Consider the following 19,500-nt stretch of genomic DNA (forward strand, 5'->3'; position numbering starts at 1 on the left):
AACTAAGGTGATCCGAATGAATACACTGCGTACCGTATTTTTCATGACTCTTCTGACCCTGGTACTGGTTGGCATCGGTGGCGCTGTCGGCGGTTCCGGCGGCGCGTTCTTTGCGCTGGTGATTGCTGCCGCCATGAACCTGGGCAGCTACTGGTTCTCCGACAAGATCGTCATCAAGATGTATAAGGGCAAAGAGGTCAACAGCGGCCTGTTGTACGAGGTCGTGCAGGAACTCTGCCAACGCAACAACCTGGTGATGCCCAAGGTTTACATCCTGCCGCAGTCCACTCCCAACGCTTTCGCCACCGGTCGCAATCCCTCTCATGCGGTGGTCGCGGCGACCGAGGGGCTTATGCAGATCCTCTCCCGCGAAGAACTGATGGGTGTGATGGCGCATGAAATGAGCCATGTCAAGCATCGCGATATCCTGATCGGATCGATTGCGGCCACCATTGCCGGCGCCGTTTCCTGGATGGCGCATATGGCCCAGTGGGCCGCTATCTTTGGAGGCGGCGACGAGGAGGGGAGCAACCCCATTGCCCTGTTCGCCATGGCGATCTTTGCACCGATGGCGGCAATGCTGGTGCAGATGGCGATTTCTCGCTCCCGCGAGTACGAAGCCGACCGCGGCGGTGCCCGCCTGTGCGGCAACAACCCCCATTATCTGGCCAGCGCCCTGCGCAAGCTTGAAGCGGCCAATCAAAGCGCCCCTATGCCGAAAGTCAATGAGGCGACTGCCCACATGTTCATCGTCAATCCTCTGCGCGGCGGCGGGTTCAAAAACCTGTTCTCGACCCATCCTCCGGTAGAGGAGCGGGTACGCCGGCTGGAGAGCATGACCTCTTTTTGACGCTGTTTTCCTCAGCCCGGCTTATATTCTTAGCCCTTTTCTTTTTTTGGACTTTTCTTGACGACTTTCGACCCGCGCCGTGCGGCCTTTGACATCCTGTGCCAGGTCGAGGATGGAGCTTTCTCCGACCTGGCGCTCGACCGTTTTCTGGTTTCGCAGCCGCAAACCGATCCCCGTGACCGTGGTCTTTTGACCGAGCTGGTTTATGGGGTTTTGCGCCGCCGCGGGCGCATCGATTTTGCCCTGTCCCGTTTCTGCCGTCAGCCGTTGCACAAGCTCGAGCCCGGCATCCTGTGTCTGCTGCGGCTCGGCGCCCACCAGTTGCTGCACCTCGACAAGGTGCCCGCCCGCGCCGCCGTCTATGAAACGGTGGAACTGGCGCGCAAGGTGAAGTTGCAGCGCGCCTGTGGCCTGCTCAACGGCGTGCTGCGCGCCCTTGACCGTGAAAAGGCACGCATCCCCTGGCCGGCAGCGGCGGACCCTCAAGCGCACCTCGAACATACCCTGTCGATCCCCGGCTGGCTGGCCAAACGCTGGCTTGCCGAATGGGGGGCCGAAGAAGCCGTTGCGCTGGCAGCGGCTTTCCTCGAGCCGGCTCCCACGACGCTGCGGGTCAATACCCTGAAGACTTCTCGTGACGCGTACCTCTCGGAGTTGCGTCGGCAGGGTGGAGAAGGGCGCCCCGGACATTATGTGCCGGAGGCTCTTCACGTTCTCGCCCGGGGGGACAGTGGCCTGCCCGGCAACCAGGAGGGATGGTATCAGGTGCAGGATCAGGCCAGTCAGATGATGGCTCACTTGCTGGATCCGCACCCTGGAGAGCATATTCTCGACGCCTGCGCTGCCCCCGGCGGCAAGACTACCCATATTGCAGCTCTTGCCGCCAACGACGCTCTTATCACTGCACTTGACCTGCATCCGCAGCGCGTAACCCTGATCCGCGACGGCGCCGTGCGCCTGGGGTGCCGGGGGGTCGAAGCCGAAGCCTGCGATCTGAGCCGTACGCCGACGAAATGGCCTCCGGAATCATTTGACAGGATTCTGGTCGATGCGCCATGCAGCGGCCTCGGCGTCCTTCGCCGCAACCCCGAGACCCGCTGGCGGCGCAAAGCCGCCGATATCAGGCAGATGGCGCAGCTGCAGAAGACGATTCTGCACCATGTCGCGCCGCTGCTGCGTTCGGGCGGTACCCTGGTTTATTCCGTGTGCACCTTCACTCCGGAGGAAACTGAGGCGGTCATCTCCGACTTTCTGGCCCGCCACCCGGAATTTGTGCGGCAGGACCCGCGTGACAGTCTGCCGGAGCACTGGCATAACCTGTTCGATTCCCAGGGTGCGCTGCGGACCTTCCCTCACCGTCATGATGGAATGGATGCCTTCTGGGCGGTGCGGATGATAAAAAAATAGAAGATGTCCGTTGTCCGCTGTCTGTTGCAAGATTGCCGGCAATCGAGGAAATAGCTGACGATTTCATGGACCACGGACCCCGGACTAACAAACAGGAGCCCCAATGATTAAAATAGCCCCCTCCATCCTTTCCGCGGATTTCGCACGCCTGGGCCAAGAGATAAAAGCGATTGAAGACGCGGGTGCCGACTATGTGCATGTCGATGTCATGGACGGCCATTTCGTGCCCAACATCACCCTCGGCGCCCCGGTGGTCAAATCCTTGCGCGCCTGCACCCGGCTGCCGTTCGACGTTCACCTGATGATCGACAACCCCGACCAGTACATCCCCGATTTCGCCGAGGCCGGTGCCGATCTGATCACGGTCCACCAGGAAGCTGGGGCGCACCTTCATCGCACCATTCAGTTGATCAGGAGCCTGGGGTGCAAAGCCGGTGTTTCCATCAACCCGGCCACTCCGGTATCGACCCTTGACGTCATTCTTGAGGATCTCGACCTGGTGCTGGTCATGAGCGTCAATCCCGGATTCGGCGGGCAGGGGTTCATCCCTTCAAGTCTTGCCAAGATTGCGGCTTTGCGCCATGAGATCGACCGGCGCGGGCTGCAGGTGGAGCTTGAAGTCGACGGTGGCGTCAAGCCTGACAATATCGCCGAGATTGCCGCCGCCGGCGCCGATGTCTTCGTGGCCGGCAGCGCGGTATTCAATTCAGAGGACTATCATGCCACCGTACAGGCCCTCAGAACACGGGCGGAGGCGGCACGCTCATGAATCTTGATCCGGGGCGGGTGCGTCAGGCGCTGGCCCGACAGGAACCGCGCCGCTTGCCCCCTGAGGATCTGCGCCCCGCGGCGGTGCTGGTCCCTTTGTATAATCGCGAGGGCGAGGATTACGTTCTTTTCACGCGGCGTACCGATCGCCTGCGGCATCACCGGGGGGAGATCTCTTTCCCAGGGGGACGTCGTGAGCCGGATGATTGCGACCTGGTAACCACCGCCCTGCGTGAAACCCGTGAAGAGTTGGGAATTGCGCCCGACGATGTCAGAGTTCTCGGGCGGCTGGATGATTTTTTTTCGGTTTACGGTTACCATGTGACGCCCTATGTCGGGTTTTTCCCCTGGCCCTATTCTTTTCAGGCCGATCCGGGTGAGATTGCCGAGATTATAGAAGTTCCCCTGGCGCGATTTCGAGATCCCGCCATTCATCGCCAGGAAGACTGGCGGCACCGCGGCCGGGTGCATCCGGTTGATTTCTATTCCGTGGATCAGCACGAGATCTGGGGGTTGACCGCCGCGATTCTCCGCCAGCTTCTTCAGCGTCTCGGGCTTGCGCACTGAGGATAGCCGGGTAAACTGGTAACGGATTTTTCGTCGCTGCGTTTTCGCTGTGTTTCCCTGTTCTGGAAAATCTTATGTCGCCATTCCGAAATCTGAGCCTGCTGACCAAAATTACCGTGATCGTTGCCGGAATCCTGGTGGTTTTCTTCGGGTTGACCTCCCTTCTGCATTACCGCCAGGTCAAGAGCGTCATCCTCGATGAGGCCCTGCAAAAGGCGCGCGAAGCGGCTTATCATGCTGTGCACACTCGCGAATACCTCTCCGAGCAGTACCAATCCTGGGGGGTTGAGCTCTCCGCAGATCGCTGCGGGTTGATCCCCGTGGTGGCCTCCAACCGCATTGGCCAGCGGGTCGCCGAAGATCTCGGCTACAGCCTGCGCCAGACCTCGGACCGCTACCGCAATCCCGACAATGCTCCGGATCTCTTTGAACTTGAAGTGCTTAAACGCTTCCGTGGCGAGCCGGATCTGGATGAATATTACACGGAGGTTTCCGCTGAGGAGGGGCCGTTTTTCCGTTACATGATGCCCTTTGAGGCCGATTCGAGCTGTATGCCTTGCCATGGCGATCCTCAGCAGGCGCCCGACTTCATCAAGGAAATGTTTCCGCCGGAACGGGACCAGGCATATCACTACCAGCTTGGAGAGGTCATCGGCGCGGTATCGGTTTCGATCCCCATGAGCGAGATTCTTCAGCGCCTGCATGCCAACCTGAACCGTGACCTGCTGGCGAACGGCGTGAATTTCCTGGCGCTGATCACCTGCCTGGGCATATTGATCCGATTTGCAGTGACTCGTCCGCTTGGACGTCTGGGGGAGGTGACCTCCGAAATCCTGCGGACCGGACGTTTCGACCGTGTGCTGCCGAGAAGGGGGCGCGATGAGATCGGACGGCTGATTGACAGTTTCAACGAGATGGTGGCGGGACTTGGGGAAAAGACACGGGAGCTGGAGGAGTCGGAGCAGCGCTTCCGTCTGCTCACGGACAATGCCGGCGACGGGATCATCAGCTTTCTTGAAAACGGTAAAATTATCCTGTTCAACCGCCGGGCGGAGAAACTTTTCGGCTACAGCAAGCGCGAAGTCTTGGGCATGGATGTCGCCAAGCTTGTTCACCCCGATGCCACCAAAAGCCTGCATGAGATTGGAACCGCCGAATATCTGCGTCTCCACGAAGACGACCTGATGAACAACATTCATCGGATTATCGGCCGACGGCGCGACGGCAGCCCGATCGAAATGGAGGTCTCCCTGTCGCTGGCGGTCTCCGACGGGCATAAATTTCATACAGCAATTATTCGATTCAAAGAACCCGGCACATCAGCATAGCCGCGGTTTTTATGAGACTTCCGGAAACCACCCATGTCTAATTACCCCTCACGCAGCAGACGTTTTCTAGAGTTGTGCGCCGAACGTGTCGTTATCGGTGACGGCGCTATGGGGACGCTCCTTTATGAACGCGGCGTTTCGCTCGATGCCAACTTCGAACACCTCAACCTGGTGCGCCCAACGCTGGTTGCCTCTGTGCATGAGGCCTACGCCGCCGTTGGTGCCGATCTGCTCGAAACCAACACATTCGGGGCCAACCGTGCGCGCCTCGGTGCAATCGGCCTGCAGAGCAAGGTGGCCGAAATCAATCGCGCCGGTGCCCGCCTGGCAAGGCAGGCGGCCGGCAGCACCCGCTATGTGGCCGGCTCGGTGGGGCCGCTTATCGGGCCTCGCGGGGGCGATGCGCCGCTGGAGGAATCGGAGAAAAGGCAGATTCTGCGTGAGCAGATGAATGCTCTGGCCGAGGGCGGGGTGGATCTGTTTCTTCTCGAAACGTTCTCCTCCCTCGCAGACCTGCGTCTCGCACTGGCTGTTGCCGCAGAAATCGGGCTGCCCGCCGTCGCTCAGCTTGCCTTTCTCGAAGGCGGCCGAACCCGCGATGGGATTGATGCCGAGACGGCGGTTCCGGTTCTGGAATCCGCCGGGGCGGATCTGATCGGCGCCAATTGCGGCTCCGGGCCGCGTGATCTGCTGGCTGCCGTCAAGGCGATGGCGGCGTTGACCGATCGTCCCCTGTCGGCCTTTGCCAATTCCGGCTTTCCCCAGTATCACGATGGGCGCTACATCTATCTGGCCACCCCGGAATATTTTGCTTCCATGGGGCGCGAAATGGTGGCGGCGGGTGCGACCCTGGTGGGAGGATGCTGCGGCACGACGCCGGAGCATATCCGCGCTCTGTCTGAAGCCGTGCGGGGCAGCGTGCCTGCACCCCGCATGTTGCCGAGGCGGACGCAGGCGGCTTCCCCCGTCGAGTCGACTCATCCCCTCTGCCGGCCAACAGGGTTTCTCGATGGCTGGGGGAAGCGTCCGGTCGTGACGGTGGAGATCGACCCGCCGCGCGGTCTCGATTGCGACAAGGTGCTGGCTGCGGCCAGGTCACTGCATGAGGCAGGCGTGGATGCCATCAGCCTCGCGGAAAATCCCCTGGCACGCATCCGCCTCGGCAATCTCGCCCTGGCCAGTCGGCTGCAGCAGGAGGTTGGGGTGCCGGTCATAGCCCACGTGACCTGCCGCGACCGCAATCTCATCGGGCTGCACTCGGACCTGATGGGGGCTCACCTGCTGGGGTTGCGCAACATCCTGGCGGTCACCGGTGACCCGGTCTCCCTAGGGGGGGAATCTGGCGCCACCAGTGTCTTTGATCTCAATTCCATCGGGCTGCTCGAACTTCTGTCCGCCCTGAACCGTGGGACCAACCTGATGGGTGCCGACCTCGGCGGTCATACTGAATTTCTGCTGGGGGCCGCTTTCAATCCGAACGTGCGGAACATGGAGGGGCAGATCCTGCGCCTGGAGAAGAAGATCGCCGCAGGGGCCTGCTTTGTGCAGACCCAGCCGGTGTATGACGCTGCTCTGCTTGACGAAATGCTGCGGCTGACCGAACCGCTTGAAATCCCGGTCCTGGTAGGGATCCTTCCCCTGGTGAGCGAGCGCAATGCCGAGTTTCTGCATAACGAGGTGCCCGGCATCCGCCTGCCGGATACAGTGCGGCAGAGAATGCGCGGCAAGAGCGGTCCGGAAGGCGTGGCGGAAGGGCTGGCGGTGGCCAGGGAGCTGATCGATGCCGGTCGCGGGCGAGTCGGGGGGTGGTATCTGATGCCGCCTTTTGGTAAGGTCGACATCGCGCTGGAGTTGATCCGGTTTATCCGCCGCTGGAGTTGATCCCGAGTTTGCCGTCCAGTTCACCGGTCTCATCCAGGTCGAACAGGTCGCTGCAGCCGCCGATCGGCTCATCGTCGATAAAAATCTGCGGCACCGTGTGGCGACCGGACCTGTGGCGCATCTCCTGCTCCTTAACGGGGTCGGAGGTGACGTCAAACTCGGTGAAAGAGACGTTTTTGATATGCAGCAGTTCTTTGGCGCGCTTGCAGTAAGGGCAGTAGCTTTTGGTGTAGATTTCAACATTTTTCATGGTGCGCCCGCGTGCCTCCTTGGTTTGCAACGTCAACTCAAGTTTTCGACGATCGTCGGCGAAACAGAGCATAATCGTTTGCTCGGCTTTCCAAAATCAAAAGATCCATTCTATCCCAGGATTTTTCCCATGCAAGGGTCCAGTGTGAAAAAATGAAAACTCTGTGCTTGAGATCTCCTAAAGTGTTCGGGTTTCTATTGCTGGCGACGTTGATTTTGTCTGCCTGCCAGTCTACCCTCACACCCCAGAAAGACCTGCATTCCACACTCGGCCGCTTCGCTCAGGCGTTGCGATGGGGAGATCATGGGGCAGTCGCCAGTTATTTTGTCGATGCGGAAGAGGGACGGGCCTTCATCGAACGGCAGCGTGATCGCGGCCAGATTAATGTCACCGAGGTCCGTATTGTCGATATTGTCCCCTCCGATGAGGGGCTGAGGGCTGAAGTGACCCTGGAAATCGAATATTATGAACTGCCGTCGGCATCACTGCGCCGGTTTGACACGGTGCAGCATTGGAAGGCCGCCGGGATCGACAATACCGGGCAGGGAAGATGGCTTCTCGAAACGCCGTTTCCACCCTTTCCAGGCGCGGACTGAACCGGTGAGACGGGCTTCGAATTTGAATTCTAAAATAGTGATTTCCTTTATTTTTCGCCCTTTCGAAGGGAGCGCGAGGAATGGGAAATTTTCCCTTGATTTGGCGTTTACGTTTGTGCTATTAGATTGCATACTGTATACATAAAGCTCGGTATTAACCCTTTGCATTGACCCGGCTTTTGTTCTTTTTTCCGCGGGCAAGCTTCATTTCACAAGCTCCGGCAGACGAGGCCGACAGGAGGTCGATTTGACCCAGATCGTTTTTTCAAGTTGGGGCTCGCAGGTCGTCGACAACCGCAAGTCCACCGCCGACACGGAACCCCCCAAGGTCAAGCTCCCCACAACGTTTGACGGTGAAAAACCCCTGGCCGCCTTCATGGGCTGGAACGGGATCCTGGTGTTTGATGCCAGTGTTGACGTTCCCTCGATGGCGGCCGAATATATTCACCGGGTGCAGACGCTTTACTGCTGCGGCAAGTGCACGCCGGGGAAAAAGGGGACCAAGGTTCTGACCGATCTGTTTGCAGGTTTTAACAACGGCAGCGCCAAGGCTGAGGATCTGGACAAGGTTCCTGTTCTTGCACAACTGCTGCGCAACTGCAAGTGCACTCTGTGCCAGAGTTCGGCCAAACCGCTGGTCGACGCCGTGACCCATTACCGTGAAGATTTTCTGGCGCGGATCAATGGTGAAAGCGCTCCCCAGAGCGGACATCGCCTGGTCCACAAGTATACCGCGCCCTGCCAGGACAAGTGCCCGGCTCACATTGATATCCCCCAGTATATCGAGGAGATCAAAGAGTATCGGTTTGATCATTCTCTCGAGGTCATTCGCGACAGCATGCCGCTTCCCGCGGTCTGCGGCCGTGTCTGCCCCCATCCCTGCGAGACAGCCTGCCGCCGCAAGAATGTAGACGACCCGATCAGCATCATGCTGCTCAAGCGCACCGCCTCCGACTGGGAGTGGAAGCACAAGAAGAATCCGCCCATGGTGCCCAAGCCGCGCAAGGACAAGACGGTGGCGATTGTCGGCGCCGGACCTGCCGGGTTGACCGCGGCCTATTACCTTGCTCTTGAAGGTTATCCGGTGACGATTTACGAGGCCCTGCCGGAAGGATTCGGCGGCGGGATGATTGCGGTCGGCATTCCGGCCTACCGTATGCCGCGCCATATCCTGCAGCGTGACATCGATATCATCCAGTCCCTCGGGGTGGAGATCGTCTACAACACCCGTGTCGGCAAGGATATTACCTTGCCTGAATTGAAGGAGAAATTCGACGCGGTGCTGCTCGCACCCGGTGCGCACAAGTCAAAGCCCATGGGGGTTGAAGGCGAGGACAAGGGGTACAAAGGCTTTCTCCGCGGCGGCATCGAGTTTCTGCGCGATGCCTACATGGGCAAGCCGACCGGCATGGGTAAAAAAGTCGTGGTGGTCGGCGGCGGCAATACCGCCATTGACTGCGTCCGCGTCGCCCTGCGTGAAGGCGCCGAGGAATCCTACCTGGTTTATCGCCGTACCCGCAAGGAGATGCCCGCTGACGTGTGGGAGGTCGACGGCGCTGAAGAAGAAGGGGTTAAGTTTGAATTCCTGGTGCTTCCCAAGAAGATCATTGTGGACGACAAAAACCAGGTGATCGGAGTCGAATGTGTGCGTATGCAGCTCGGCGAGCCGGATGATTCAGGGCGCCGGCGTCCCGAACCGATCGAGGGCAGCGAATTCATTCTCGAATGCGATACGGTCATCCCCGCCATCGGACAGGATCCCGACCTTTCTTTTATCCCCGAGGACATGGGGATCGACATCACCAAGTGGAATACGGTGGTGACCCGCTATCTGCCTCTTAAGGGGCTCGATGGTCGTTCCCTCAAGGATGATATGGGCAACTACCTCGTGCGCACTTTGGTGACTGACCTTGATGGAGTTTTTGCCAGCGGCGATGCGGAAATCGGTCCTCTGACCGTGGTGGCCTGCGTCGGTAACGCGCATCGTGCCGCCCGTGTCATCCAGCGCTGGCTGGAAGAGAAGAAAGTTTATCTCTCCGATGACGAAATCATGGAAGACATCCTGACCAATCTGGGTGTTTACGAAAAGGATGAAGAGGTGGCCTGGCTTGATTCGGCAGAGCGCGAGAAACAGGCCGAAATACATGGCCCCGAGCGGGCGAGTTACAAGAATTACTGTGAGGTCGAACTCGGCCTGAGCGACAGTCAGGCGGTGCGCGAGGCCGAAAGGTGCCTGCGCTGCTACCGCATGGCGATGGCTGCGATCTAAACCATCTGGAAGAGAGCCTCATCGCGAGCGCGTCCAGTTGACGCGCTCCGGCTGCAGCGTACCTCGTTCCAGGTTTCAGGGGTGATATTCTTATGGTCAGTTTGACAATTGACGGCAAAACGGTCAGCGTGCCGAAAGGAAGCACCATTCTCGAGGCGGCCCGCACGGTTGGAATCACCATTCCCACTTTGTGCTGGCTGGAGAAGGTCTCTCCCACTGGCGCCTGTCGTGTCTGCGCGGTGGAAGTCGAGGGCGTTGCCCGGCCGATGACCGCCTGCAACACACCGGTTAAGGAGGGCATCGTGGTGACGACGCAATCGGAGCAGCTCTCCGACATCCGTCGCCAGGTCATGCAGTTGATGCTGGTCAATCACCCCTTGGATTGCCCGGTATGCGACGCCGCCGGCGAATGCGATCTGCAGGATGCCTGCTATGCGCTCGATGTGACGCAGCAGGACTTTGCCGCCGAAGATGTGCAGCCGGAGCCGATCGACAAGTGGCCTTTGATCCAGCAGGTTCCGTCACGCTGCATTTTGTGTGAAAAATGCGTCAAAGTCTGCAACGAGGTCGTCGGTTCTCAGGCTCTTTTCATCAATGAAAAGGGCGAAAAGGCTTATATCGACAAGGATCTCGACAAGTGCGAATTCTGCGGCAACTGCGTGGCGGTGTGTCCCACGGGGACCATGATTTCCAAGCCGTTCAAGTTCAAGGCCCGCCCCTGGGAGTTGAAGGTGACGCCTTCCATCTGCACCCAGTGCGGCAGCCAGTGCGAAGTCGATATTCATGTCAAGCACGATAAAATCCAGCGTGTGACCTCCGAGGACAGCGCGACCATCAACAACGGCAACCTGTGTATTGGTGGATTTTTCAATTACGGGTTTGTCAATTCCGACCAGCGCCTCAAGGCGCCCATGGTGGCCCAGAACGGGCAGCCGATGCCGGCGGAATGGGGCGACGCGCTGGCGAAGGTCGTCAAAAAGGCCCGTGAAATCAAGGAAGCACATGGCGCCGATGCCCTGGCCGGTCTGGCTTCCGGCCGCTTGAGCAACGAAGAGAACTATCTTTTTCAGAAATTGTTCCGTGCCGGGCTGGGCAGCAATAATATCGACTCCGAGGCTCGCTTCGGGACCATGCGTGCAATGGGCGTGCTGCATGATTCGCTGGGGCTCAGCGGCGCCAGCAATCGCATGGATCGTATCGGAACCTCTCAAGCGGTGCTCGTTTTCGGCTGTGACCCGACTGCCGAAGCACCGGCCATTGATTGGCAGATCGAACTTTCCTCCCGCAAGCGTGACGGCAAGCTGCTGCTCGCCAATATGCGAGGTGTCAAGCTCTCTCGCTATGCCAACAGCGACCTTCGCTACCGCCCCGGCAGCGAGATTCAACTGGCCAACGGCCTCACCCGCCTGATCGTGGACAAGGGGCTGGCGGACGAAGATTTCCTCAAAAACTTTGTGGTCGATGCAGCAAAGATTAAGGATGCTGTGAAAAAAATCGACCTTAAGCAGGTTGTGAAAGAAACCGGGATTTCCCAGGAACTGTTGGAGGAAGCGGCAGAGATGCTGGGGCAGGCCAAGTCGGTCGCGCTGGTGTTCGGGGGCGACCTGACACGCTCGGAAGGTGCCTCTGACAAGGTTCAGGCGCTTGCCAATCTCGCCCTGGTTTGCGGCGCGCTGCAGGGTGATGACGGCGGAGTTTTCCCGGTCGATGAACGCGGCAATACCCAGGGGATGCTCGATATGGGCGTCTGCCCCGAGTTTCTGCCCGGCTTCGCCGAGTACCAGAAAGAGAAATCCCAGTTTGAAAAAAGCTGGGCATGCGAGTTGCCCGCCTCGGGACGAGATGCAGAAAAGATCCTGGAGGGCATTGAAAAAGGGGAAGTCAAATTTCTCTACCTCGCCGCATGCAACCCGCTGGTGAACTTCCCTGAAAGCATGCGCTGGCGCAAAGCTCTCGAAAAAGTCGAATTCCTGGTTGTGCAGGATATCCTGCCTTCAGAGGTGACCCGCCTGGCGGATGTGGTGCTGGCCGGCGCCTCTTTCGCAGAAAAACAAGGGAGCTTCACCTCGCTCGATCATCGAGTCAACTGTGTACGTCCGGCTCTCAAGCCGGTGGGCAATGCCCGCGCCGACTGGGACATCTTTGCCGATCTCTATCAGCGTCTGGTCCCCCGCGCCGCCGGGGAAGTCGGCCTGCAGCAGGTCATGGAAGAGATCAAAATTGTTGCTCCGCTGTATCGCGAGGTCCCTCTTGACGGAAAGGCAGGCTGCGCGCCCTGCTTCAAGCCGCTGTCTGCGCCGAAGAAACAGTCGCTCAAGTTTGTTAGGGTGGACGGTAGTAAGGCAGGGGCCGCTAAGGGAATGCAGCTTCTCAGCGGCAAAATCCTCTTCCACTTCGGGACGACCTCCACGTTCTCCGAGTCGCCCCTTGAAGTCGCGCCGGAAGGATATATCGAGGTCAATCCTAAGGACGCTCAGAAGCTCGGAGTGTCCGACGGCGGCGCCTTGCGGGTCAAGTCCACGGTTGGGGCGGCTCAGGGCAAGGTCCGCATCTCGGATAACGTGCCTGAAGGCCTGCTGTTTGCGCCCTATCATTTCAGCGATCTCAACATCAATCAGGTTCTGCCTTCGGCGACCAACTCCACCGCGGTGGAGGTCTCCAAGGCCTGATCGGCAGGTTCAAGCTCTGCTCATTTGTTCCACTCTCGAAATCGGCCCGAAGGCAAGTCCTTCGGGCTTTTTTTATGGACGATTGAGCTGGTAGCGGCGTACGGCCTGGTTGTGTTCCTTGAGAGTGCGGGAAAAGACGTGGGAGCCGTCGCCCCGGGAAACGAAGTAAAGATATTTTGTAGAGGCCGGGTATGCGGCGGCATGCAGGGCGTCAGCCCCCGGGTTACAGATAGGTCCGGGCGGAAGCCCAGAGTTGGTATAGGTGTTATAGGGGGTCGGCGTGCGCAGGTGGGTCCGGGTCAGATTCCCATCGAAATTTTCAATGCCGTAGATAACGGTCGGGTCGGTCTGCAGCCGCATCCCGCGCTCAAGCCTGTTGTAGAACACGCCGGAAATAAGAGGCATCTCCTCAGTCAGTGCGGTTTCCTTCTCAATGATGGACGCCAGGGTGACCCATTGATGCAGAGACAGGCCACGCTCGGCGGCCGCTGCCCGCCATTCGGGTTGCGCTCTCTTGTTGAACTCCGTGATCATGGCCCTAAGCAGGCGCTGCTCACCGATATTTTTGTCGAGAAGGTAGGTTTCGGGGAACAGGTACCCCTCGAGAGAAGAGATCTCAGCATCGATCATCTTCAAAAAACGCGATTCCCGCGCCAGATCCATAAAACGATCCGCCGACCCGAATCCCTGCTCTTCAACCCGGTCAGCAATCTGTTTAAGGGTCAGTCCTTCGGGAATGGTCAGGGTGTGGCGAATCACGTCGCCAGCCACCAGGCGGGTGAGAACTTCCGCAGGGCGGGCCGTCTGCTCGAAAAGATAGCGACCAGCCTGGATTGCACCATGAACCTGTTGGTGGCGGGCCAGGAGCTTGAAATAAAGGGGGCGTGAGATGATTTTTTTCGTCGCCAGCAGGTGCGCGACGGAATTGAAGGAACTGCCGGAAGCAATCTCAATTTCGGTCGGTTGCGGCGGCGCGATGGGGCGGCGCAGGAACAGGGCGAAATCGATCGCGAGGATTGTTGAAAGGAAAACAATACCGATCAGTATTGCAGATAGAAGTTTGAGACCCTGATTTATTTTCATCGCTTAAGAATAGCACGCCGCGCCGGAGGAGAAAAAGATCCTTAAGCCTGGAAGCGGTTTTCGCTGCCGTCGAGAAGCCGCTCGATGTTGCCCCGGTGGCGAAAGATCACCATCGCGGCAATAAATAATGTGGCGAAAAACAGGGGGAAAGAGCCTTCAAGTCCCAGAATCAGGAAGGGGATAACGGCTGCGGCCGAAATAGACGCCAGCGAAACGTAGCGCCAACGCCACAGCACAGCGCCAAAAACAAGCAGGGCAATCAGGACGGCCAGAGGCGAAAGGACAAGGTAGATGCCAAGACCGGTCGCTACACCTTTGCCGCCCTTGAAGCCCAGATAAACGGGGTAACAGTGGCCGAGAAAGGTTGCTGAGGCGATCAGGGCGACTTCAATGGGAGAGAGCCCGATCTGCAGGGCAATAAAGACGGGAAATACGCCCTTAAGAGCATCGAGAATCAGGGTGAGAACACCCAGACGCCGCCCCCCGACGCGATAAACGTTGGTGGCTCCGATATTGCCGCTGCCGGCGCTCCGTATATCGCCCAGCCCCGCCAGCTTGGTCAATACCAGGCCGCAGGGAATGGCGCCGACGAGATAGGAAAGGATCAACAGCACAATCAAGCTGCCCACAACCAACGTCCTCCCGGTAAAGGCTCAAAGTAAAAAAGCGGCCGAAGCCGCTTTTGTGTAAAGAAAAATGGTCGGGGCGAGAGGATTTGAACCTCCGACCCCCTGCTCCCGAAGCAGGTGCGCTACCAGACTGCGCTACGCCCCGACATTGATCTATCAGCTTAACGCGGCTGGTAGAAATAGCATGATTGATCTGGAAAAGCAAGCGTTTTCCCGGTGCCAGAGGTGCCAGAAGACAGAGAATTGTGCCTCTGATTGCTGGGGTGCCATCTCCTACAGGCTCTGTCCGGGGGGCTGTCTCAGCAGCAGCACCTCCACTGAAGTTCCGGCGGCAATGCCGGGGCTATCTGCGGGAACGGGCAGCAGGGCCTGGGCTCCCTGCAGGCTGCGATTCTGCCCTGAACTCTGCCGTGAAGAGGGGTCGAAATAATAGCTGCCTTGGTCCTCGCGCAGGGTTCCCCATAAAAAGCGCTGGCGTTTCTCTCCGCCGTCGACCGCTGTGCTGAGGGTGACTTTGAGGCGTGGGGGAAGGGTGTCGATAAACCCCGCCATGCGCCTGAGGGCGGGACGCACGAAGAGTTCGAAGGTGGATGCGGATGCGGCCGGGTTGCCGGGCAGGCCGAAGACCGCCGTGTCGCCCGCGGTGCCGAACAGGACCGGCTTGCCGGGTTTGATTTTGACCCTCCAGAAGATCGGGGAGAAACCGTTCTGCCCCAGGACATCCTGCACCAGGTCGCGGTCCCCGATGGAGACGCCGCCGGTGGTGATCAGCACGTCGAGCCGCAGACCGGCGGCAATTTTATCGCCGAGATCGTGCTGGTCGTCACGGGCGATGCCCAGCGGCAGAACATGGCAGCCTTCTTCGCGCAGCCGTGCCGTCAACAGGTAAGTGTTGGAATTGATGATCTGGCCGGGTCCCGGCGGCGCCCCGAGTTCAACCAGCTCGTCGCCGGTGGCCAACAGGGCAACGCGTGGCCGGGGATAAACCTGGACGGTCGCGACGCCGGCAGTCGCGAGAAGAGCGATCTCTCCTGCATATAAGGGGGTCCCGGGTGAAAGAAGGGTTTCTCCCTCCTCGAATTCCTCACCCTTGGGGCGGATATGCTGTCCCGGCCGGGGAGTTCTGCACAATTGAATACGGTCGCCGTCGACCTCGGCCTCTTCCATCGGCACCACCGTATCGCAGCCTGCGGGAATGGGGGCGCCGGTCATGATGCGCACCGCCTCCCCGTCGGAAACCTCCTGGGTCAGCGGGCGACCGGCGGGAACAAACCCCACCACCTGCAGCTCACTCCCCGCCTTCAGACCTCTGCCCTTCATGGCGAAACCGTCCATGGCTGAATTGTCGGCCGGAGGCATGGTCCAGCGGGCGCAAACCGGTGCCGCCAGAACCCGGCCCAAGGCGTTTTCTATCGTTTCCTCTACTGGAGGAAGGACTTTAACCGTTTCGAGGACTCTTTTAATGGCCTCATCGTAGGTGATCATGGCATGGGCTCCAGCTGTTCTTCCAAATATTGCTGCGAAATAGCATGTCCAAGTCTAAAATCATGGCCTGCTTCCGTGTTCTGGAGAATGAGTCTGGCACAGATGCGGCAATTCGAGTATAGCCGGGTGGGAAACGGTCCGCAATAAATCCCTGTGGGTTTGTGTGTTTTCCTGCGCCTCGCCTGAAGTGCGGTCGCATCCTGAAAAAAGGTCTCTTATGCTTAAACAATTTATATTGGTGCTGCTGGCACTGCTGGTGACGACGACCTGCCTGGGGCATGAAAGGGACAGATTGACACCTTCCCCCGACGACCGCTGTGCCGTTTGCGGTATGTATGTCGCCACCTATCCCAACTGGGTTGCCGTTGCCGAATTCTCTGACGGAGCCCTTGTTTTTTTTGACGGCCCCAAGGACATGTTCGCTTATTATTTCAATCTGCCCAGGTATCAGCCGGAAGACAACCGAAAAGACCTGGTGGCCCTCTATGTGACCGAATCTTTTTCGATGGAGCGCCTCCCGGCACAGGACGTTTATTTTGTCGCTGGCAGTGAGGTTCTGGGGCCCATGGGGCATGAACTTGTGCCGGTTAAGGGGGATGATGCCCTGACTCAATTCCTGAGCAAACACGGCGGCAAGAAAGTTCTGCGCTTCAGCGCAGGGAGCTTGCAGGAAGTGGAATCCGGCCCGGGAGGGCCATGATCGCCGACTCCCGGGTGGGATTTCCTTGCATCTGTGGTAAAATGTTGGCTTTATTGATGCGGATTCGCTCTATCCCTGATGAGGAGGTTTTTTATGCCGCGTCCGACTGCCCTTGCCGCCTGGAAAGCCCTGCAGAATCACTACCGCGAGGTGTGCGACCTGCACATGCGCGATTTCTTTGCCCATGATTCGGGGCGGTTTGAACGTTTTTCCCTTCATCTGGACGACATCCTCTTTGATTTTTCCAAAAACCGCATAACCGATCAGACGCTGGAGTTGCTGCTTCAACTGGCCGATGAGGCCGGTCTGCGACAGCGCATCGACGCCATGTTCGCCGGTGAGCATATCAATCTCACGGAAGACCGCGCGGTTCTGCATGTCGCGCTGCGCAACCGCTCCGACCGGCCGATTCAGGTTGACGGCCGCGATGTCATGCCGGAAGTGCGCCGTGTTCTCAACAAGATGCGCCGCTTCAGCGAGCAGGTGCGCAGCGGAAACTGGAAGGGCTACACCGGCAAGCCCATACGGGACGTGGTCAATATCGGTATCGGCGGTTCCGATCTCGGGCCGCTGATGGTGTGCGAAGCGCTCAGGCATTACGCCAAAGCCGATCTTGGCATCCACTTCGTATCCAATGTCGATGGCACCCATCTGGCCGAAACCCTCAAGCGGGTCGATCCTGAAACCACCCTTTTCATCATTGCGTCCAAAACTTTCACCACGCAGGAGACGCTGACCAATGCCTATTCGGCCCGCAACTGGCTGCTCGGGGGGTTAGGTGATACCGAGGCGGTGGCGCGCCATTTCGTGGCCCTGTCCACCAATGCCGACAAGGTGGCCGAGTTCGGCATCGATCCGCAGAACATGTTCGAATTCTGGGACTGGGTCGGCGGCCGCTACTCGCTGTGGTCGGCGATCGGGCTGTCCATTGCGGTCAGCGTCGGTTTCGAGCGCTTCGAAGAGCTGCTTGACGGCGCTTTTTCGGTGGATGAACATTTCCGCACAGCGCCCTTTGCACGGAACATCCCGGTGATCATGGGACTGCTGGGCATCTGGTACACTGACTTCTTCGGCGCCGAAAGTCATGCCGTCCTCCCCTATGAACAATATCTGCACCGCTTCCCCGCCTATCTGCAGCAGGCCGATATGGAGAGCAACGGCAAGCGCATCACGCTCGATGGCGAAACGGTTGATTATCCCACCGGTCCCATTATCTGGGGCGAGCCCGGAACCAACGGCCAGCACGCCTTCTACCAGCTGATTCACCAGGGAACACGCCTTGTGCCCTGTGATTTTCTGGCCGGTGCCCACTCGCTGAACCCAGTCGGGGAGCACCACCGCATTCTGCTGTCCAATTTTCTTGCCCAGACCGAAGCGCTGATGAAGGGGCGCACGGAGGAGGAGGCGCGTGCGGAACTGCAGGCGCAGGGGATGCCCGAAGATGCACTGCAGCGTCTTCTGCCTCACAAGGTGTTTCCCGGAAATCGACCCACCAATGCCCTCATCTATCCCCGTCTGACGCCACGCACCCTCGGTTCCCTGATTGCGTTGTATGAACACAAAATCTTCGTGCAGGGCACGATCTGGCAGATCAACAGTTTCGACCAGTGGGGAGTGGAATTGGGCAAGCAGTTGGCCAAAACGATTCTGCCCGAACTTGCCGGCAAAGAGAAGGTGCGCAATCACGATTGCTCCACCAACGGGTTGATCGAGGCCATCAGGCGTCTGCGCGAGGAGGTCTGATTGGACGGGCGGCACGAGGGGTTGATCGACCGTGCCCGGGCGCAGGCCCTGTACGAGGCGCAGCGGTCGAAGTGGGAGGAAGCGCTGCTGGAATTGCATCACAGCCTGCGCGCCCTGCTGGAGAAGCAGGGTTATGCCCCGACCGTCAAGTACCGCGTCAAGCGTTTTGCCAACTATTTCGAAAAGCTCTCCCGCCTCAGCAAAAAGAGCCGTGACAAGACCCCTCCGCTGATCAGCGACCTGTTGGGGATGCGCATTATCTGCCCGTTTCTGGAAGATAACGAGGCGATCGAAAAAATACTGCTCGAAAATTTCGATGTCATCGAGGTTGAGCACAAGGGTCAGCAGCACTCTTTTCGGGAGTTCGGCTATGATTCGGTGCACCTGCTGATCCGTCTCGACTCCGCGCAGGTGCGACTCGATCTGCCCGGCGCCGCCAACGTCGTAGAGCTGCAGTTGCGGACCATTCTGCAGGACGCCTGGGCCGAGGTGGAGCACGAACTGGTCTATAAATCGAACATCCCCCTGCCGAAGGAATCGGTCAAGCGCAAGCTCGCCGCCCTCAATGCCATTCTGACCATGTCCGACCTGATGTTTCAGGAGATTCGGGATTTCCAGAAAGAGATCCGTAAGCGCGATCAGCAACGGCGCACCACTCTGAGCGGCAACCCGCATCTCATGGATGAAATGGAGCCGCAGGACGCGGAAGCGGACTGGCAGGAGCCCCATGACGAGCTGCCGCTGGCGGTCGTTGTGGGCGCGGCCGGTGGGGCTGTGGAAAAGGCGATGCTGGCTGCCCTTGACGCCCACAGCCGCGGTGACCTGAACAAGGCGGATGAACTCTATTGCGCGGTGCTGGGCATGGAGCTGGAACCCAGAATCCGGGCGCTGGTGCATAACCATCGGGGGATGGCGCGCTTCGTTCTCGGTCAATATCAGCAGGCGCTGCAGGATTTTGACCAGGCTCTCATCCATGAACGTGACAACGCGCGGGTTTATTTGAACCGGGGTCTGACCCGCCGGGTGCTGCGCTCCTTTGATCAGGCTCTTGAAGATTATGATGCCGCGGTACGGTTGGAGCCCGCCCGCCCGGACGGCTATTGGGCCCGCGCCCGGACCTTCCATGAAATGGGAATGCCGATGCGTGCCCTGGGGGACTGCGACAAGGTGCTGCAGCTGGACCCCGACTTTGCGCCTGCGCGGGAGTTGGCCCACAAGCTGAGGCTAAGCCTGCTTTAGCAGATGGATGCTTGGGCCTTTAATCCGGTTTTGTGC

The 19,500-nt window shown here is 59.1% G+C and carries 16 protein-coding genes and 1 tRNA gene; 12 read left to right on the forward strand and 5 right to left on the reverse strand.

Annotation, left to right across the window (positions count from 1 at the left end):
• Window positions 1-16 precede the first annotated feature (16 nt).
• The 6 genes from htpX to GSUB_RS01580 all read left to right on the forward strand — a co-directional run bounded on the left by htpX (window position 17) and on the right by GSUB_RS01580 (window position 6,801).
• Window positions 17-850: a zinc metalloprotease HtpX gene (htpX, locus tag GSUB_RS01555; protein ID WP_040198886.1), complete on the forward strand. Its 834-nt coding sequence runs from the start codon at window positions 17-19 to the stop codon at window positions 848-850.
• Window positions 851-907: 57 nt separating this feature from the next.
• The gene (rsmB, locus tag GSUB_RS01560) at window positions 908-2,257 is read left to right on the forward strand and encodes a 16S rRNA (cytosine(967)-C(5))-methyltransferase RsmB (RefSeq protein WP_040198887.1); all 1,350 of its coding nucleotides are present in this window, start codon (window positions 908-910) and stop codon (window positions 2,255-2,257) included.
• Between the two features lie 103 nt (window positions 2,258-2,360).
• Window positions 2,361-3,026 carry a ribulose-phosphate 3-epimerase gene (gene rpe / locus GSUB_RS01565; protein ID WP_040198888.1) on the forward strand — a complete coding sequence of 222 codons (666 nt, stop codon included), beginning with the start codon at window positions 2,361-2,363 and terminating at the stop codon, window positions 3,024-3,026.
• Window positions 3,023-3,592 (forward strand): CoA pyrophosphatase, encoded by a 570-nt coding sequence (locus GSUB_RS01570; RefSeq protein ID WP_040198889.1) that lies wholly within the window; start codon window positions 3,023-3,025, stop codon window positions 3,590-3,592. Before rpe ends, GSUB_RS01570 begins: the two co-directional genes overlap by 4 nt.
• A 74-nt stretch (window positions 3,593-3,666) precedes the next feature.
• Window positions 3,667-4,920 (forward strand): c-type heme family protein, encoded by a 1,254-nt coding sequence (locus tag GSUB_RS01575; RefSeq protein WP_040198891.1) that lies wholly within the window; start codon window positions 3,667-3,669, stop codon window positions 4,918-4,920.
• Between the two features lie 33 nt (window positions 4,921-4,953).
• Window positions 4,954-6,801 (forward strand): bifunctional homocysteine S-methyltransferase/methylenetetrahydrofolate reductase, encoded by a 1,848-nt coding sequence (locus GSUB_RS01580; RefSeq protein ID WP_052464351.1) that lies wholly within the window; start codon window positions 4,954-4,956, stop codon window positions 6,799-6,801.
• On the opposite strand, the gene grxC is transcribed toward GSUB_RS01580, so the two are convergent.
• Complete coding sequence (gene grxC, locus GSUB_RS01585; protein WP_040201915.1) at window positions 6,782-7,051, reverse strand: glutaredoxin 3; 270 nt, start codon at window positions 7,049-7,051, stop codon at window positions 6,782-6,784. The genes GSUB_RS01580 and grxC overlap by 20 nt on opposite strands.
• A 167-nt stretch (window positions 7,052-7,218) precedes the next feature.
• Here grxC and GSUB_RS01590 point away from each other — a divergent pair, with 167 nt between their 5' ends.
• The 3 genes from GSUB_RS01590 (at window position 7,219) to GSUB_RS01600 (ending at window position 12,585) form a co-directional block, all read left to right on the forward strand.
• Window positions 7,219-7,647 carry a hypothetical protein gene (locus GSUB_RS01590; protein ID WP_144401908.1) on the forward strand — a complete coding sequence of 143 codons (429 nt, stop codon included), beginning with the start codon at window positions 7,219-7,221 and terminating at the stop codon, window positions 7,645-7,647.
• A 247-nt stretch (window positions 7,648-7,894) separates the two neighbouring features.
• Window positions 7,895-9,916 (forward strand): FAD-dependent oxidoreductase, encoded by a 2,022-nt coding sequence (locus GSUB_RS01595; protein ID WP_040198894.1) that lies wholly within the window; start codon window positions 7,895-7,897, stop codon window positions 9,914-9,916.
• Window positions 9,917-10,008: 92 nt separating this feature from the next.
• On the forward strand, window positions 10,009-12,585 hold the full coding sequence (locus GSUB_RS01600) for a molybdopterin-dependent oxidoreductase (protein ID WP_040198895.1): 2,577 nt from the start codon (window positions 10,009-10,011) through the stop codon (window positions 12,583-12,585).
• Window positions 12,586-12,657: 72 nt separating this feature from the next.
• Here GSUB_RS01600 and mltG read toward each other — a convergent pair whose 3' ends face one another.
• The 4 genes from mltG to GSUB_RS01620 all read right to left on the reverse strand — a co-directional run bounded on the left by mltG (window position 12,658) and on the right by GSUB_RS01620 (window position 15,782).
• Window positions 12,658-13,668, reverse strand: a complete 1,011-nt coding sequence (mltG, locus tag GSUB_RS01605) for an endolytic transglycosylase MltG (RefSeq protein WP_040198896.1) — start codon at window positions 13,666-13,668, stop codon at window positions 12,658-12,660.
• 41 nt (window positions 13,669-13,709) lie between these two features.
• A complete protein-coding gene (gene plsY, locus GSUB_RS01610; protein ID WP_040198897.1) occupies window positions 13,710-14,297 on the reverse strand; it encodes a glycerol-3-phosphate 1-O-acyltransferase PlsY in 588 nt (195 codons plus the stop codon).
• Window positions 14,298-14,365: 68 nt separating this feature from the next.
• A tRNA-Pro gene (locus tag GSUB_RS01615) sits at window positions 14,366-14,442 on the reverse strand.
• Window positions 14,443-14,570: 128 nt separating this feature from the next.
• Entirely contained in the window at window positions 14,571-15,782 is a 1,212-nt protein-coding gene (locus tag GSUB_RS01620) for a molybdopterin molybdotransferase MoeA (RefSeq protein WP_040198898.1), read from the reverse strand.
• 217 nt (window positions 15,783-15,999) lie between these two features.
• On the opposite strand from GSUB_RS01620, the gene GSUB_RS01625 reads away from it, so the two are divergent.
• From GSUB_RS01625 to GSUB_RS01635, 3 genes are all read left to right on the forward strand, one after another.
• Complete coding sequence (locus GSUB_RS01625) at window positions 16,000-16,482, forward strand: nitrous oxide reductase accessory protein NosL (RefSeq protein WP_040198899.1); 483 nt, start codon at window positions 16,000-16,002, stop codon at window positions 16,480-16,482.
• A 93-nt stretch (window positions 16,483-16,575) separates the two neighbouring features.
• On the forward strand, window positions 16,576-18,225 hold the full coding sequence (gene pgi / locus GSUB_RS01630) for a glucose-6-phosphate isomerase (protein ID WP_040198901.1): 1,650 nt from the start codon (window positions 16,576-16,578) through the stop codon (window positions 18,223-18,225).
• Complete coding sequence (locus GSUB_RS01635; protein ID WP_040198903.1) at window positions 18,226-19,464, forward strand: RelA/SpoT domain-containing protein; 1,239 nt, start codon at window positions 18,226-18,228, stop codon at window positions 19,462-19,464.
• The last annotated feature ends 36 nt before the right edge of the window (window positions 19,465-19,500 follow it).

This window comes from Geoalkalibacter subterraneus, assembly GCF_000827125.1.
GTDB classification, from domain to species: Bacteria; Desulfobacterota; Desulfuromonadia; order Desulfuromonadales; family Geoalkalibacteraceae; genus Geoalkalibacter_A; species Geoalkalibacter_A subterraneus.

What these genes read in the sequence shown, in the direction of transcription:
- htpX (WP_040198886.1), top strand. Translation starts at nt 17, where the DNA reads ATGAATACACTGCGTACCGTATTTTTCATGACTCTTCTGACCCTGGTA.
- rpe (WP_040198888.1), top strand. Translation starts at nt 2,361, where the DNA reads ATGATTAAAATAGCCCCCTCCATCCTTTCCGCGGATTTCGCACGCCTG.
- GSUB_RS01570 (WP_040198889.1), top strand. Translation starts at nt 3,023, where the DNA reads ATGAATCTTGATCCGGGGCGGGTGCGTCAGGCGCTGGCCCGACAGGAA.
- GSUB_RS01575 (WP_040198891.1), top strand. Translation starts at nt 3,667, where the DNA reads ATGTCGCCATTCCGAAATCTGAGCCTGCTGACCAAAATTACCGTGATC.
- GSUB_RS01580 (WP_052464351.1), top strand. Translation starts at nt 4,954, where the DNA reads ATGTCTAATTACCCCTCACGCAGCAGACGTTTTCTAGAGTTGTGCGCC.
- grxC (WP_040201915.1), bottom strand. Translation starts at nt 7,051, where the DNA reads ATGAAAAATGTTGAAATCTACACCAAAAGCTACTGCCCTTACTGCAAG.
- GSUB_RS01600 (WP_040198895.1), top strand. Translation starts at nt 10,009, where the DNA reads ATGGTCAGTTTGACAATTGACGGCAAAACGGTCAGCGTGCCGAAAGGA.
- mltG (WP_040198896.1), bottom strand. Translation starts at nt 13,668, where the DNA reads ATGAAAATAAATCAGGGTCTCAAACTTCTATCTGCAATACTGATCGGT.
- GSUB_RS01620 (WP_040198898.1), bottom strand. Translation starts at nt 15,782, where the DNA reads ATGATCACCTACGATGAGGCCATTAAAAGAGTCCTCGAAACGGTTAAA.
- GSUB_RS01625 (WP_040198899.1), top strand. Translation starts at nt 16,000, where the DNA reads ATGCTTAAACAATTTATATTGGTGCTGCTGGCACTGCTGGTGACGACG.
- pgi (WP_040198901.1), top strand. Translation starts at nt 16,576, where the DNA reads ATGCCGCGTCCGACTGCCCTTGCCGCCTGGAAAGCCCTGCAGAATCAC.